Below are 16,232 nucleotides of genomic sequence, written 5' to 3' on the forward strand. Positions count from 1 at the left end.
TGGGCTTGATTAGTTAGCGGCGTGATTGCATGCTTCATTATGGGATTCCTCTTTACGTCGGAATGACAAAATAAGATGCGCAAATTTCCCTATATTTATTCCCCTTAACACCAACTTATGAAAATGCTTAAAACTTCCCTGAAATGGATCCTTGCTTTACTTGTGCTCACTGTGGCCATTTTGTATATCACAGATACTGATTATTTGTTAAAAGCGGTGCGCACTATTTATCTTAAAGGACATTCAACCGCTTATCTTGAAGACTATAAACAATTCGATAACCAAGTCGTGTCCAATGGTAATTCCCAACCTTGGCCTAAACACGCTGATTATAACTCAGTAAAAGAAACTGAAGCCCTTCAGAAATTAAATAAAGATCTGGGCACAGTCGCTTATGTGATCATCAAAAATGATAGCATTTGGTTTGAAAACTATTATGACGGGTATGGCGAAAACTCAAAATCCAACTCCTTTTCCATGGCTAAAAGCTATGTATCCGGATTGATGCAAAAAGCAATAGAACAAGGACATATTAAAAGTTTAGAGCAATCCGTTGGCGATTTCTTCCCTGAGTTTAGTGAAGGTTTAGCCTCCAAAATGACCGTTGGAGATTTATCATCCATGAGTTCTGGTACCAATTGGGATGAAGCCTATTATTCGCCATTATCCATTACCACGCGCGCTTATTTTGATGATAATTTAGAAAAGGTCATCCTAGGTTTAAAGGTAGTGGACGAACCTGGACAAGCTTTCAAATATGCTAGCGGCGACACCCAACTTTTAGCGATGGTGATTGAGAAAGCAACGGGTAAAAAACTGTACGATTATTTAGCAGAATCATTTTGGAAACCTTTAGGGTCAGAAAATGAAACCTTATGGCAAGTAGATAGTGAAGCCAATGATTTGGTGAAAGCCTACTGTTGTATTGCCAGTAATGCGAAGGATTTTGCACGTTACGGCAAACTTTTTAAAGATCATGGCAAATGGAATGGAAAGCAAATTTTAGACTCCGCGTTCGTTGCCAAATCAGTAACCCCACGTTTTCCGAAAAGCCCAGAATACGGCTACGGATGGTGGTTAATTCAAAATCATAACGGCAAAGATTTCTTTATGATGCGTGGCCATTTAGGTCAATATGTGATTGTTCAGCCTGATGATAATGTCATTATTGTGCGCTTGGGTCATGCGTCCTTAAAAGTTGATGAATCTGAAGATCCGTTTAACGAAGATATTTATTCGTATATTGATGAAGGCTATCAAATGATGGCTGAATAAGGACTTATGATAAGCAAACTCAATCTTGAAGACATCTTATTTCTGGATATTGAAACCGTTCCTGAAACACATCATTTTTCGGAATTGGACAAAACAAAACAGGAGTTATGGGAATTAAAGTCTAAGTACCAACGCGCCGAAGTTTCAGCAGAGGAATTTTATGAGCGCGCAGGAATCTGGGCAGAGTTTGGAAAAATTATTTGTATTTCTGTTGGCTATTTTAAGTTCCAGGGAGAACAGAGGAGCTTCCGAGTGACGTCATTTTTTGGCGATGAAGTAACGATTTTAAAGGATTTCAAAAATTTATTAGCCTCACATTTTAGTCAAGCAAAACATTTGTTATGTGCACATAACGGGAAGGAATTTGATTTCCCATATATCGCAAGACGCATGATCATCCATAATATAGAACTGCCTTATAAATTAAACCTCTTCGGTAAAAAACCCTGGGAAGTGCCTCATTTGGACACTTTAGAGCTATGGAAATTTGGCGATTATAAAAATTATACGTCTTTAAAGTTACTTACTAATGTTCTCGGCATACCATCTCCAAAAGATGATATTGATGGAAGTGAAGTTGGTCGCGTATATTATGAGGAAAATGATATTGACCGCATCGTTATTTATTGTGAAAAGGACACCATTGCTGTTGCGCAAATCTTCTTAAGATTACGAGGTGATGCGATATTGGATATAAGCGAAATCAAACATATTTGAAATCGAATTCAATTCTTTAAGTAAGTTTAAGTTTTTCGGAATTTCTGTTCTGAAGGATAACATACAGCTACAAAAGAGATACGCTGTAATTGCTTAGGTCTACTACCTTAATGAAGACTATACCCAAAAAATTAAAAAAAAATTCATGCTCTTTCCGGGGCGTGGATTAAAGCATGAATAATTTTTTTGTAAGTCTCAAAATTCCTTTCAATAAACTTACTGTTTCATGAAAGGCCTCAAATGAATTTCTTTGAGACGAGGTAGGTTTAGATAGATTTGGGGCGGTATTCATAAGTTTAAAATTATGGTAGATTTGGGGCTAAACATAAATTAAGTTTATGGTAAATTTGGGTGTTAGGTTAATTAGATTTGGTTTTGTAAATATATAAGGACTTTTAAATAAATCAGTTTAAATACGTTATTATTCGATGAAATGCATTTAATTTTAACATTTTTGATCCATAACAAAGATTATTCCTACAAATAATCTCTATATCATTCAAACGGTTCCAACAAAATAAAAAAATAGCCACTACGCTCTGAATCAATTTTATACAAATTAATTCGTGAAGTAGTGGCTAAAAAACTTAATCGGTAATTGTTATAAAACCATTTCCGGAATATCGCCTTCAACAATCAATGTTCCTTCTGTAGCTTTAACAATATCTTCAACAGAAATTCCCGGGGCACGTTCCAACAATTTAAATCCTTTAGGAGTGACCTCCAAAACGGCCAAATTTGTCACAATTTTCTTTACACAACCAACCCCAGTGAGTGGCAAGCTGCATTTCTTTAACAATTTTGATTCGCCTGCCTTATTAGTATGCATCATAGCGACGATAATATTTTCAGCACTGGCTACCAAATCCATGGCACCTCCCATTCCTTTCACCATTTTACCTGGTATTTTCCAATTGGCGATGTCGCCTTCTTCAGAGACCTCCATAGCGCCCAAAATGGTAAGATCCACATGTTGCCCTCTAATCATAGAGAAACTCATTGCTGAGTCGAAAAAACTAGCGCCAGGCAAGGTCGTAATGGTTTGCTTACCTGCATTTATCAAATCAGCATCTTCTTCACCTTCAAAAGGGAATGGTCCCATGCCCAATACCCCATTTTCACTCTGAAATTCAACTTCTATATCGTCGGGCACATAATTGGCTACGAGCGTTGGAATACCTATCCCAAGATTGACATAATAGCCATCCTTGACTTCTTTTGCAATGCGTTTTGCGATTCCTATTTTATCTAACATAATAAATGATTTGAAAATTTTATGATTTGAAAATTTGATAATTAACCTTTCTTACTTGATGAAATGATTTTGGACATAATTAAACTAATTGATCTTAATTCCGAATGAAGTTCTTTGCTCGGATTTGGATAAAATTCTGATGCTTCACACAACTTCAACCAGTAATTTAATTCATCTGCTTCTTTTGCTGAGATCTTAAACTTGTGAATAAAATCGGCTTTACTTTCAGCGTTCTGAGCCTCCATGATATTGGCACCAATTGATGTTCCACTTCTGAAAATTTGTGAAGCCATTTCATACTTATGAATTGCTCTTAATTCTTCCGAAAATGAAATGATTTTCAATGAAAATTCAAAAGTCAATCTTACAATCAAATTTTCCTTGTCATCTCTCATTTTCAAATTTTCAAATTGAATAATTATTTACTGATTACTGTCCGTTGTTCAATCCTCTTTTCATAATCCTTTCCTTCAAAAATCCGTTGTACAAATATTCCTGGAATATGAATTTGATTCGGATCTAAACTTCCAACCGGCACCAGCTCTTCCACCTCAGCTACCGTAATTTTTGCAGCGCCACACATGGCTGGATTAAAGTTTCTCGCGGTTCCTTTGAAGATTAAATTACCTGCAGCATCCCCTTTCCAAGCTTTCACAAAGGCAAAATCCGCTTTAAACGCGTGTTCCAAAACATACATTTTACCGTCAAATTCTCGAACTTCCTTGCCTTCGGCTACTTCTGTGCCGTATCCCGCGGGCGTAAAAAAGGCTGGAAACCCTGATTGGGCGGCTCTACAGCGTTCTACTAATGTGCCTTGAGGAACCAATTCTACATCTAATTCGCCACTAAGCATTTGACGCTCAAATTCGTCATTCTCACCTACATAAGAAGAAATCATTTTTTTGATTTGTCGCTTGTGCAATAACAAACCCAAACCAAAATCGTCTACACCGGCATTATTAGAGATACAGGTCAGCCCTTTAACGTTCATCTTTACTAAATAATTGATAGCATTTTCAGGAATACCACAAAGTCCGAAACCACCTAACATCAAGGTCATATCGTCCTTTACACCTTCCATAGCTTCCGTAACGTTGGCTACTTTTTTATTAATCATGAGTATTATTTTTTAGGAGTTTGAAAATTACGAAACAATATAGCCATAAAAAATTATTTGAGTCGATTGAGGGTGTGACTTTTCAAAGTATGATAAGTATCGCTTGTTAGTAATTAAAAAATCCCATTTAAAATGAACTATCATTCTAAATGGGATTTTAACTTTTAAATTATTTTTCGAATACTAAAAATCTAGGCTATCATCGAAACCATCAATATCAGATGAAGAATTCATATTATGTCGGCTACAATCTACATTTATAGAAAGATTTGCAGGACGTTCAAATTCACCTGTCGACACATCAAGATCTTTATCAGCATAACATTTTTTCATATAGAGACCCCAAATTGGCAACGCCATTGAGGCACCTTGTCCGTAAGCGATACTCTTAAAATGCGTAGCACGCTCTTCGCCTCCTACCCATACACCGGTCACCAAATTAGGCACCATCCCCATAAACCAACCATCACTCTGATTCTGTGTGGTTCCTGTTTTACCAGCAATTGGGTTTGTAAATGCATAAGGATATCCGGTAATGATTTCTTTATATAATTGTGATGGCGGACCAGTTCTTCTTAAACGTGTTCCAGAACCACCTTCCGTAACGCCTTGCATCAAATTAGTGGTCACATAAGCAACTTCTTCACTCAATACATCTTTAGATTCTGGCGTAAACTGATACAATACCGTTCCGTTTTTATCTTCAATACGCATCACCATTACAGGCTTGTTATAAACACCTTTATTCGCAAAGGTTGCATAGGCAGCTACCATTTCATAAACACTTAAATCTGGTGTCCCAAGCGCAATTGCAGGAACTGCAGGAATATCGGATTCAATCCCTAAATTCTTTGCCATATCAATAACGGGCTGCGGACCAACTTTATCCATCAAACGTGCAGTAATGGTATTGATCGAGTTTGCCAAAGCACTCTTTAAGGTTCTAAAACCACCATAAGAACGATCAGCATTATCCGGACTCCATGGCAATGGATTGCCAAATTTACCCGCTTCAATGGTTATTTTAGTATTAGGGAAGGTATCACAAGGTGATAAATGCAATTGGTCAATAGCCGTTGCATAAACGAAAGGTTTAAAGGTAGAACCAACTTGACGCTTTCCTTGTTTTACGTGATCATATTGAAAATGTCTGTAATTGATACCGCCAACCCAAGCTTTTACATGGCCGGTTTGTGGATCCATAGACATCATTCCTGCATGTAAAAACGATTTGTAATAACGCATGGAATCTGCAGGTTTCATGATGGTATCAATCTCACCTTTCCAAGAAAATACGGTCATTGGTGTTGGTTTATCGAAGGATGCAATAATTTCCTTGTCACTTCTACCATTGGCTTTCATTTTTCTCCAACGCTCGGATTGACGCATACTTCTATTAAGTAAGGTCGTGATTTCCTCAGGTTTCAAATCTAAAAATGGTGCCGTTTTATTGCGTTCTGGAGTGTTTTGATTAAAAAACTCCTTCTGTAACCGTGCCATATGTTCAGAAGTAGCTTCTTCTGCATATTGCTGCATACGCGAATCGATTGTCGTATAAATTTTCAATCCGTCATCATATAAATTATAGAGACCCGTTCCGTCAGATTTTGGATTATTTTTGATCCAATCCTTCATAAAATCAGTAAGGTAAGCTCTGAAATAGGTCGCTAAACCTTCACGATGCGATTCTGGCGAATAACGCAATCCTAAATCTAATTTACTAAGGGAATCTTTAACCGTTTCTGGAATATATCCGTATTTCTCCATTTGATACAAGACCACATTTCTACGGTTTTTAGTACCTTCAGGATTACGCGTTGGCCTTGGATTGTATAGCGATGAATTTTTAAACATCCCTACTAACATAGCAGACTCTTTAATGTCTAAATTTTTAGGCTCTTTTCCGAAATAAATTCGCGCCGCACTTCTAATTCCATCGGCATTATTACCAAAATCATAGATATTGAAGTACATGGCAATAATTTCTTCCTTGGTATATTGGCGTTCCAAACGGATCGCAATGATCCACTCTTTTACTTTTTGAGTGATTCTCCCTAAAATATCCTTTGCGCCTTCCCCATGAAACAATTGTTTTGCTAACTGCTGAGAAATAGTACTCGCACCACCACCTTTACCTAAGGTGAAAATAGCTCTTAAGGTTCCTCTAGCATCAATACCAGAATGCGTTCTAAAACGCGCATCTTCCGTAGCAATCAATGCCTCAACCAAATGGTCAGGAAGTTCAGTATAATCTACTGGTGTACGGTTGTCGTTATCGTAAATTTTAGCTAACAGCTCGCCATCAGAAGAAATGATTTCAGTAGCCAAATTGGTACTTGGGTTTTCCAAACGTGTATGATCTGGCATTTCCCCAAACACGCCCCAAGAGGCCAATAAAAACATCAGGACGATCAGTAATAAACCTCCTATAATGGTTATCCAAAACCATTTTATATATGCGGTAAAATTTTGAGTTTCTACTTTCTTTTTTGCCATAATCTAAATTAATTCGTTGCAGGTTCAATTCTGAATCCCACATCTGTAATACCTTCTAAGTTATCAACGCCCTCAACCTCACCATTATTTCGCATGACGTGTTGAATTGTAATGGTATAAGGGCCGATTTCATCAAATTTGACCGCTTCCTTATACCACAATTTATTCTCTTTAATATCAGAAAAACCCTCGCCCAGCAAGGTTCCGTCAGGTTTAGCCATTTGATACTCTAAGGTATCCTTGACTGTTTTACCATTAGGAAAATTGATTTCAGCTATTAAAAATAAATTGCTGTATTTATAATCATTTGTATTTCTGATGTTGATGAACAAATTGTAAAGATTTGTTGAGTCAGGTGGCGTTACGGTAAAAGAAATCAGGGAATCTTTGTTCCATTGGTTTGGCACCGATTTATACTCGTCAAAAATTTGATTGGAATCACAACTGAACACCAAAAGCCCAATTGATAAAACTATCCAAGAAAATTTATTTGGCATCGTTAGGATTAATTTTTTTCGGGTTTGGTTTTCTTCGTTTCTTTTGACCTGCTTTTTGAGGTGGCCTTTGTTGCGATTTATCTTGAGCTTTATCCGGAGCCTTGTCCTGAGCTTTATTCTGATCAGTTTGAGGCTTAGAATCTCTTGGTCGTTTTGCTTTACTCTTGTTAGGCTTACGTTTTGTTTTACGTTTTGGAGTATCAAAACGCGTTAAACTATCCTGACCAACAACGTTTTCAAAATCAGCTTTGACTTCCTCAATAAGCTCTGAAGCATATTCTTCAAGACTTGCAACCTTTTGTTTTTTCTTGTTTAAACCAATAATTTCATTGGCTTGTTCAGTGGTTAATTTATGCCAGTTCATCCATTCACCTTCATAAGCATACCACATAAACCCTCTAAAAATATCGGTTTTTTGACATACTGCCGTACCTTTTTCAGTGTAAAGCTTGATCTCTGTTTTTGGAAAACTTTTAAGGGCGTCCAAATAGGAATCTAATTCATAGTTCAGACAGCATTTTAACTTACCACATTGTCCTGCTAATTTTAACGGATTCAACGATAATTGCTGGTAACGCGCAGCAGAAGTACTAACGGATCTAAAATCGGTCAACCACGTTGAACAGCACAATTCACGTCCGCAAGATCCAATACCACCAAGACGTGCAGCTTCCTGACGGAAACCAACTTGCTTCATCTCAATACGCGTACGGAATTCTTTAGCAAACAATTTTATCAATTCACGGAAATCGACACGCTCTTCAGCGGTATAATAAAACGTCGCTTTACTGGCATCTCCTTGATATTCAATGTCAGAAATCTTCATTTGCAATTTTAAATCTATCGCAAATTGACGCGCCTTAACCTTCATTGGCTCTTCTTTATCTCGAGCTTCAGACCAAATATCAATATCGCGCTGTGACGCTTTACGGTAGATTTTCAAAACGTTTTCTTCATCATCAATTTTGATGTGTTTCCGTTTCATTTGAATCCTTACCAATTCTCCAGTAAGGGTAACCATACCAATATCATGGCCAGATTGTGCTTGTGTAGCAACAATATCGCCAATACTTAAGGTTAAATTTTCTGTATTTCTATAATATTCTTTACGTCCATTTTTAAAACGTACTTCAACTCCAATAAAAGGCTCTTCTCCTTCTGGAAGAGACATATTTGCCAACCAATCAAAAACAGTCAACTTATTACAGCTATCGGTGCCGCAAGTCCCATTGTTTTTGCATCCTTTTGGTTGTCCATCCTTCCCGGTTGAGCAACTGTTACAACTCATGTTATGTTATATATATGATTCGTCTGGTAACGAATGAGGATTAATAATTACGGCTTACACTCCAAAAAATTTCCACCAAAATGGAACCGGTAATGCCATATAATTTTAAAACGTAAAGATAAGATTATTTATTTCAGTTATATAATTCAAGATCATGATACTGAATATAATCGTTTAAAAAATTATAACTCCTTATTTTTCAGTTAAATAGAATCATATTGCAATGTGAAAACGCTCATTAAAGCAGATGATAAAACGATATCAAATAGACTCGAAAATGCTGTAAAATGACCTCTGAATTTTAATTTTTAAGTGAAAATATAATGTGAAGATGATTCTATAAATCCATAATATTCCAAAACAAAAAAGGCTTCCGTTATCGGGAAGCCTTATATTTTATTTTTTTAGAACCTCAAAAATGTTCCGTAAATCTTTTTTATAAGGAAGATGGTCCGCACGTCCTTTTTTGAAGATATCGTTACTATTGCCTTGTCCTTTTCGAAGTGCTTTTTGCTCTTCATAAGGCAATCGATTCACTTCCATACACGTTGTTGAACAGCAATTTTCCATTTTTTCTTTACAGTCATCACATTGAATAAACAATAAATGACATGCTTCATTCGCACAATTGGTATGTAAATCGGCTGGATTTCCACATTGGTGGCAATGCGCAATGACATCGTCAGAAATACGTTCTGATCGACGTTGGTCAAAAACGAAATTCTTACCAATAAACTTGTTTTCTAAACCTTTTTCATTGACTTGTCTCACATAATTGATGATTCCACCATCTAACTGATACACGTTTTTAAATCCTTTGTGCTTATAATAGGCACTTGCTTTTTCACAACGGATACCGCCTGTGCAATACATCACAAGATTTTTATCCTCCTTATGATCTTTTAAATCTGCTTCAATAATATCCAAAGATTCTCTAAACGTATCCACATCAGGAGTGACCGCATTTTTAAAATGGCCAATTTCACTTTCATAGTGGTTTCTCATATCCACTAAAACAGTGTTCTCATCTTCAATAAGGGCATTGAATTTTTCAGCGTCCACGTGAACACCAATGTTGGTCACATCAAACGTATTGTCATTTAATCCGTCAGCCACAATTTTATCGCGCACTTTCACTTTCAGCTTTAAGAACGCAAAATTGTCATGCTCAATAGCGATATTGAGTCGTACGTTTTCTAAAAATGAAATACTGTCCAAATGGGCCTTAAAAGCTTCAAAATGATCAGCCGGAACTGATAATTGCGCGTTAATTCCCTCGTGGGCAACATATATTCTGCCAAGAACATCAAGCTCGTTCCAAGCAATAAACATATGGTTTCTAAAAATTTCTGGATTGCCAATTTTGGCGTAGGCATAGAAAGAGATGGTCAAACGTTCTTTTCCCGCTTGCTCAATAAGATCTGCTCTTTCTTTAGCGCTTAAGTTATTGTACAGTTGCATGCTATACTAATTATTTTAAGGTTAAAGTGGTGCAAAGATAGAAAAAAAATGTTTCTCAGTCTTCAGTATTCAGTCTTCAGTTCTCAGTATTCAGTTGGCAGTTTTCAGTCTTCAGTCTTCAGTCGTCAGTGTTCAGTGTTCAGAATTCAGAATTCAGTATTCAGTATTCAGTTCTCAGTATTCAGTTGGCAGTCTTCAGTCTTCAATATTCGAGTTCAGTTTTCATCTAAAATAGAAAAAGCACCAAAGATTTATCTATGGTGCTTTTTATGAGGACTAACTCGTTATTAAATATTACTTAATTTAAATACACAAATTTACATAACGAGCTAACCGCCATCGGATTTACAATTCCCATTTAAAGTCACGGAAATTGAAAGGCCCAATGCCTTGTTAAAAATAATTTTGTTAAAAATTTTCATCTGTAGGAGTTAATAATTCAGATAAAAAATGGTCATTTCATAGCATAATTTCCCATTCTTAATAGGTAGATGGGGAAATTTAAAAAGGTTGCGTGATAAAATTTTTAAGAGGAAAAAATGTCGTAATTTAGCTTCGATAAAATTTAGAAAAAGACAACAAATGAGTAGTGAAAAAGAAGCAAAACTAAAAGCCCTAAAACTAACGTTAGATAAGTTAGACAAAGCCTACGGCAAAGGGACTGTTATGAAAATGAGTGACAAAGCGGTGGTAGATGTTGATGCCATTTCTTCTGGGTCTCTAGGATTGGATATCGCTTTAGGTGTAGGTGGTTACCCACGTGGAAGGGTTATTGAAATATATGGTCCAGAATCTTCTGGTAAAACAACCTTAACCTTACACGCTATAGCGGAAGCACAAAAATCTGGCGGTATTGCCGCATTTATTGATGCTGAGCATGCTTTTGATAGAACATACGCAGAAAAATTAGGGGTTGATTTAGAAAACCTAATTATTTCTCAACCTGATAATGGTGAACAAGCCTTAGAAATTGCCGATAATTTGATCCGTTCGGGTGCTATTGATATCGTAGTCATCGATTCAGTTGCAGCATTAACTCCAAAAAGTGAAATTGAAGGAGAAATGGGCGATTCGAAGATGGGATTACATGCACGATTGATGTCTCAAGCCTTAAGAAAACTTACAGGTTCTATAAGCAAAACCAATTGTACGGTGATTTTCATTAACCAATTGCGTGAAAAAATTGGTGTCATGTTCGGAAATCCTGAAACAACAACGGGTGGTAATGCCTTGAAGTTTTATGCCTCAGTAAGATTGGATATCAGACGTTCAACGCAAATTAAAGAAACGGATGGTAATGTGTCTGGTAATAAAACACGCGTAAAAGTGGTGAAGAACAAAGTTGCGCCACCATTTAAAATGGCTGAATTCGATATTATGTATGGTGAAGGAATTTCTAAAGTTGGTGAAATTTTAGATATCGCTGTAGAGCATGAAATCGTTAAGAAAAGTGGTTCATGGTTTAGCTATGAAGACACAAAATTAGGCCAAGGTAGAGATGCCGTTAAAGCTTTGATTAAAGACAATCCGGAGTTGATGGATGAGTTGGAAGCTAAAGTCAGAAAGATTGCTAAAGCTGCAACTGCTGAGGAATAAATCGCACTATTCTGTCAGCAAAAACTTAAAAATTATAAAAAATCCCTTTCTCGAGGGATTTTTTTTGTTTGCGACGCAACCTTTCTGAAGGTACAGCATCTTACTAATGAAAAAAAGATCGTATTTAAACTAAATTTCTATGAAAAAGTTAATTTTTATCTGTGTTTTAATGTTGTCTTTAACGTCTTGTAGCGTAGATGACACCAATGATTATTACAATGAAATTTTACCTATAGTAAGTGTTGACATTCCAGACGAATTTGTAATGGGAGGAGTTTACCCCATAACTGTCACCTATTCAAGGCCGGCTGGATGTTACGCTTTTTATAACTTTTATTATACCCGTAATTTAAATGAGCGTACCGTAGCCGTTATAAACACTGCGTACCCAAATAAAGACTGTGGCATGGACGCCCCATCTGAAGTTGAAGCCACATTTAACTTTAAAGTGACCAATAATGGCACTTACGTCTTTAAGTTTTGGCAGGGCAAAGATGACAGCGGAACAGATTTGTATTATATTGTAGAAGTGCCTGTAGTAGAACAAGCTGAATAATGAATCATTAAAACCACAACCTTGGGTTTAGATCAACTCATCATCAAGTGTAAAAAAAATGATGCTCAAGCACAAAGCCAGATATACAAGCTCTTCTCGAGTAAATTATTTTCGCTATGTCTTAAGTATTCAAAAAATTACGCAGAGGCTCAAGACAATCTGCAGGATGCCTTCGTGACCATTTTTCAAAAAATGGATCAGTTTAGTCATAAAGGTTCTTTGGAAGGCTGGATGAAGCGTATTACCATCAATACAGCGCTTCAACGTTACAGAAGTGTGGGTGTTTTTGATATTGTCCACGAAGATCAAATTGAAGATGCTGAAGTTGAAATTGATGATGATGAAGTAAGTCTCGATTTTTTATTGGGAATTATTCAGGAGTTGCCAGACCGATACAGATTGGTGTTCAATCTTTATGTACTCGATGATTATTCGCATCAGGAAATTGCTGAAATGCTCGATATTTCCACCGGAACATCAAAATCGAATCTTGCAAGAGCGCGCATGATTTTAAAAGATAAAATTGAACATCATAAAATGCGAGTTAATTCGCAAAGTTTATAAATGAATGAGAAAAAACATATAGACCGTCTGTTTCAGGAGAAGTTTAAACACTTTGAACCCACTCCTGATGACGCTGTTTGGGAAAACATCCAAAAGACGCTCCACAACGATAAACGCAAACGTCGCGTGATTCCTTTGTGGTGGAAAATTGGTGGCGTTGCCGCTATTTTGGCCTTGTTATTCACGGTAGGAAACACTGTTTTTAACACCGGTACTGATTTTGGGACCCCAGTAAATTCGGTGGTTGGCACGGAAAAAACCGATGGCACTTTAGATGCAAACAAAACCGATACTATTGATGAGCAATCAAGCGCATCTGAAAGTACAAGCGTTATTGCAAAATCTGATGTCACCGAAGATTCGGATGCAAATCGCACTAAAACTGGCAACGTTCAAAATAGCACGAATAATCAAATTGCGGGTGAAAATTCCGTCGGACAAAATAACCAGACGACTTCAAATACAGCTCAAGAAGGAACTACAATTATTAGCAATTCAAAAAATAATGCCGTCGTTAGAAACACACCAAATCTACCACAACTTAATCCTAAGAAAGAAGTAGCAAACGAGGACAATGAAAGCGTCAAAACCATTCAAGAAATACAAAAAGAACACTCTCAAATAGCACAGTCAGGTAATAATTACGTAATAAAAGAGAACAAAACCCTTATAGAAGTAGAACAAAAAGATGTTATCGCTTCAAATAAAGAAGGTGAAACTATTGAGGATGCTATTGCCAAAGCTAATCCTACAAATGAAGAAGAAAAAGTAGCGCAACCAAACAGGTGGAACATCTCCCCAAATGTGGCACCTGTTTATTTTAACACTTTGGGCAAAGGCTCTTCCATTGACGGGCAATTTGTAAATAATGATAAAAATAGTGAGACCAATATGAGTTATGGTATTAGCGGGAGTTATGCCATAAATGACAAGATAAAAGTGCGAGCGGGCATCAATAAAGTCAATTTGGGTTACAGTACAAATGGTGTTGTTGCGTTTAATGAAATCAATAGTTTTGATGCCAATTCTAAAAGCAACCAATTGCGAAATATCGATTTTAAAAATCGTGAGGGTTCCAATAGTTTTATGAGCACATCCAATATCCAAAATGATGCAGCTCCGCAAGCCTTAGTTTCCACTACGAAGGGATCATTAGAACAGCAGTTCGGGTATATTGAAATTCCTTTAGAAATGGAATACAGTATTGTTGCCAGTAAGTTTGGATTGAATGTTATTGGCGGATTCAGTACGCTGTTTCTAAATAACAACGACGTGTTTTCGGTCTTGGAAAATGAAAAATTGCTAATTGGTGAAGCCAATAACATTAATAGCACAAGTTATAGTGCCAACTTCGGATTAGGGTTGAATTATAACGTTTCAAACACATTAAAGCTTAATCTTGAGCCTATGTTCAAGTATCAAATAAATACGTTCACCAATACTTCAGGCGATTTCAGACCTTATTATATTGGTGTATACACCGGTTTTAGTTTTAAATTTTAGATTTTTTAGTTGGTTAATTGGTTATTGCAAATCCGTAATAACACCTAAAAGCTACTCTGCACCAAGAGTAGCTTTTTATTTTTTATGATAGGCTATCAGTTGTTGAAGAATACCCGACCTCGCCTCCTGATTCAATTGTTTAGCGTCTTTTGAAATGAGACCTTCCGTGGATAAGAATTTATGGATTTTAACACGCATCTTCCCAGGACCACCACTAAAAAATACAAACGGAAAGCGCTCTTTATTATCAGCAAAGGTCATCGGAACTATAGGAATTTGGTGGTTAATCGCCAGTCTGAACGCACCATCTTTAAACTCGTCTAAAATAATCTGTTCGTCAGGAACGCCTCCTTCGGGGAAAATACAAATGCTGAGGCCTTGTTTTAATCGTTTTTGAGCTCTTAAAAACACGGCTTTCCTACTTCTTTCTGAACTTCGGTCTACCAAAATACAGGTTCGTTTGTAGAAGAACCCGAACAGTGGAATTTTCGCCAATTCCACCTTTCCAACAAATACAAACGGATTTTTGACACTTACCAACATCAGCATGATATCCGCCATAGAGGTATGGTTGGCAATAAACATGTAACTTTTATCAGGCTCTGGTGTTTGCTCCCTTTTAATAATCCATCTAAAACCCATACCTACAAGTATGAATTTTGCCCAAACCTGCGCCAATTTAAAGAAATATGGATACCATTCTTCCTTTAATATGGAGATGATTAAAAATGGTAACAACACTATAATTGGTATAGCCACCAATACATGAAACCAAATGCGGTAAAGAATCCAAAATGGGTATTTCAAAATATTCATCGGGTCCAAAACTAATTAAATTAATTGAGCTATTCCTTCAAAAAAATTACCTTTGTAGCTCGTTTAACATTTAAAAGATTCCCGATTTCGCGGGAAGTGATCATGGCAAGAATACTTACAGGCATACAAAGCACAGGCACCCCACATTTAGGAAATATTTTAGGTGCCATCCTCCCAGCAATAGACATGGCGAATGACACTAAAAACAATTCATTCCTATTTATTGCAGACATGCATTCCCTAACCCAAATTAAAGATGCGGAAACTTTAAGACACAACACCTACAGTGTTGCAGCAACTTGGCTGGCCTTTGGTTTAGATATTGAAAAAGTAGTATTCTACCGTCAGAGTGATGTGATTCAAACTACTGAATTAACGTGGTATTTAAGCTGTTTCTTTCCATACCAACGTTTGACTTTAGCACATGGTTTTAAAGATAAAGCAGGCCGCTTGGAAGATGTGAACGCAGGGTTATTTACCTACCCAATGTTGATGGCTGCAGACATTTTGTTATATGATGCTGAAATTATTCCTGTTGGGAAAGATCAGTTGCAACATATTGAAATGACCCGTGATGTAGCCTCGCGTTTTCATGCTAAAATGGGTGAAACATTTGTGCTTCCAGAAGGTAAGATTCAGGAAAATACGATGCTTATTCCAGGAACTGATGGCGCCAAAATGAGCAAAAGCAAGAATAACTATATCAATATATTTCTACCGGAAAAACAATTGCGCAAGCAAATCATGTCGATCGAAACTGACAGCACGCCTTTAGAAGATCCTAAAGATTGGAGCACTTGTAACTGTTTTGCTATATACAGTTTATTGGCTTCTGATGAAGAGGTGAAGAACATGAAACAGAACTATGAACAAGGCAATTATGGCTATGGACATGCCAAACAAGCCTTATTCGAATTGATTCTTGCTAAATTTGAAACGCCACGTGAGCGCTACAATTACTACATGAACAATCTCGATGAAATCGAAAAAGCATTGGCTGTTGGCGCTGAAAAAGCTAAAGTTGTAGCAGATGAAGTGTTGGCTCGTGTACGTAAGAAATTGGGGTATTAACCAAGTCCCTGCGCTGGAAT

General features: G+C 36.8%; 15 protein-coding genes. 7 read left to right on the forward strand and 8 right to left on the reverse strand.

The features are described 5' to 3' along the window. The first annotated feature begins 117 nt into the window (after window positions 1-117). The gene (locus tag Q0947_RS05925; protein ID WP_299393486.1) at window positions 118-1,275 is read left to right on the forward strand and encodes a serine hydrolase; all 1,158 of its coding nucleotides are present in this window, start codon (window positions 118-120) and stop codon (window positions 1,273-1,275) included. 6 nt (window positions 1,276-1,281) lie between these two features. Continuing rightward, window positions 1,282-1,992 (forward strand): 3'-5' exonuclease, encoded by a 711-nt coding sequence (locus Q0947_RS05930; protein ID WP_299393488.1) that lies wholly within the window; start codon window positions 1,282-1,284, stop codon window positions 1,990-1,992. 601 nt (window positions 1,993-2,593) lie between these two features. Here Q0947_RS05930 and Q0947_RS05935 read toward each other — a convergent pair. The 7 genes from Q0947_RS05935 to Q0947_RS05965 form a co-directional block, all read right to left on the reverse strand. Beyond that, entirely contained in the window at window positions 2,594-3,247 is a 654-nt protein-coding gene (locus Q0947_RS05935; protein WP_299393491.1) for a CoA transferase subunit B, read from the reverse strand. A 41-nt stretch (window positions 3,248-3,288) separates the two neighbouring features. Next, complete coding sequence (locus Q0947_RS05940; protein WP_299393494.1) at window positions 3,289-3,642, reverse strand: four helix bundle protein; 354 nt, start codon at window positions 3,640-3,642, stop codon at window positions 3,289-3,291. Window positions 3,643-3,665: 23 nt separating this feature from the next. Beyond that, window positions 3,666-4,364 carry a CoA transferase subunit A gene (locus Q0947_RS05945; protein WP_299393495.1) on the reverse strand — a complete coding sequence of 233 codons (699 nt, stop codon included), beginning with the start codon at window positions 4,362-4,364 and terminating at the stop codon, window positions 3,666-3,668. Window positions 4,365-4,547: 183 nt separating this feature from the next. Next, complete coding sequence (locus Q0947_RS05950) at window positions 4,548-6,860, reverse strand: transglycosylase domain-containing protein (RefSeq protein ID WP_299393497.1); 2,313 nt, start codon at window positions 6,858-6,860, stop codon at window positions 4,548-4,550. A gap of 8 nt (window positions 6,861-6,868) precedes the next feature. Next, window positions 6,869-7,357, reverse strand: a complete 489-nt coding sequence (locus Q0947_RS05955) for a gliding motility lipoprotein GldH (protein ID WP_299393500.1) — start codon at window positions 7,355-7,357, stop codon at window positions 6,869-6,871. After that, a complete protein-coding gene (ricT, locus tag Q0947_RS05960) occupies window positions 7,347-8,645 on the reverse strand; it encodes a regulatory iron-sulfur-containing complex subunit RicT (RefSeq protein ID WP_299393502.1) in 1,299 nt (432 codons plus the stop codon). Before ricT ends, Q0947_RS05955 begins: the two co-directional genes overlap by 11 nt. A gap of 396 nt (window positions 8,646-9,041) precedes the next feature. Next, on the reverse strand, window positions 9,042-10,106 hold the full coding sequence (locus Q0947_RS05965; protein ID WP_299393504.1) for a rhodanese-related sulfurtransferase: 1,065 nt from the start codon (window positions 10,104-10,106) through the stop codon (window positions 9,042-9,044). A 582-nt stretch (window positions 10,107-10,688) separates the two neighbouring features. Here Q0947_RS05965 and recA point away from each other — a divergent pair. The 4 genes from recA to Q0947_RS05985 all read left to right on the forward strand — a co-directional run bounded on the left by recA (window position 10,689) and on the right by Q0947_RS05985 (window position 14,325). Then, a complete protein-coding gene (gene recA, locus Q0947_RS05970; RefSeq protein WP_299393507.1) occupies window positions 10,689-11,702 on the forward strand; it encodes a recombinase RecA in 1,014 nt (337 codons plus the stop codon). A 139-nt stretch (window positions 11,703-11,841) separates the two neighbouring features. After that, window positions 11,842-12,258 carry a hypothetical protein gene (locus tag Q0947_RS05975; RefSeq protein ID WP_299393509.1) on the forward strand — a complete coding sequence of 139 codons (417 nt, stop codon included), beginning with the start codon at window positions 11,842-11,844 and terminating at the stop codon, window positions 12,256-12,258. 21 nt (window positions 12,259-12,279) lie between these two features. Then, complete coding sequence (locus tag Q0947_RS05980; RefSeq protein WP_299393512.1) at window positions 12,280-12,822, forward strand: RNA polymerase sigma factor; 543 nt, start codon at window positions 12,280-12,282, stop codon at window positions 12,820-12,822. Continuing rightward, window positions 12,823-14,325: a hypothetical protein gene (locus tag Q0947_RS05985; RefSeq protein WP_299393513.1), complete on the forward strand. Its 1,503-nt coding sequence runs from the start codon at window positions 12,823-12,825 to the stop codon at window positions 14,323-14,325. It begins immediately after the preceding gene. Between the two features lie 75 nt (window positions 14,326-14,400). Here the strand turns inward: Q0947_RS05985 and Q0947_RS05990 are convergent, their stop codons facing one another. After that, window positions 14,401-15,141, reverse strand: a complete 741-nt coding sequence (locus Q0947_RS05990; protein ID WP_299393514.1) for a lysophospholipid acyltransferase family protein — start codon at window positions 15,139-15,141, stop codon at window positions 14,401-14,403. A gap of 102 nt (window positions 15,142-15,243) precedes the next feature. Between Q0947_RS05990 and trpS the strand changes: the two genes are divergently transcribed. Further along, the gene (gene trpS, locus Q0947_RS05995; protein WP_299393515.1) at window positions 15,244-16,212 is read left to right on the forward strand and encodes a tryptophan--tRNA ligase; all 969 of its coding nucleotides are present in this window, start codon (window positions 15,244-15,246) and stop codon (window positions 16,210-16,212) included. Window positions 16,213-16,232 lie beyond the last annotated feature (20 nt).

Source organism: uncultured Gelidibacter sp. (assembly GCF_947500795.1).
GTDB lineage: Bacteria > Bacteroidota > Bacteroidia > Flavobacteriales > Flavobacteriaceae > Gelidibacter.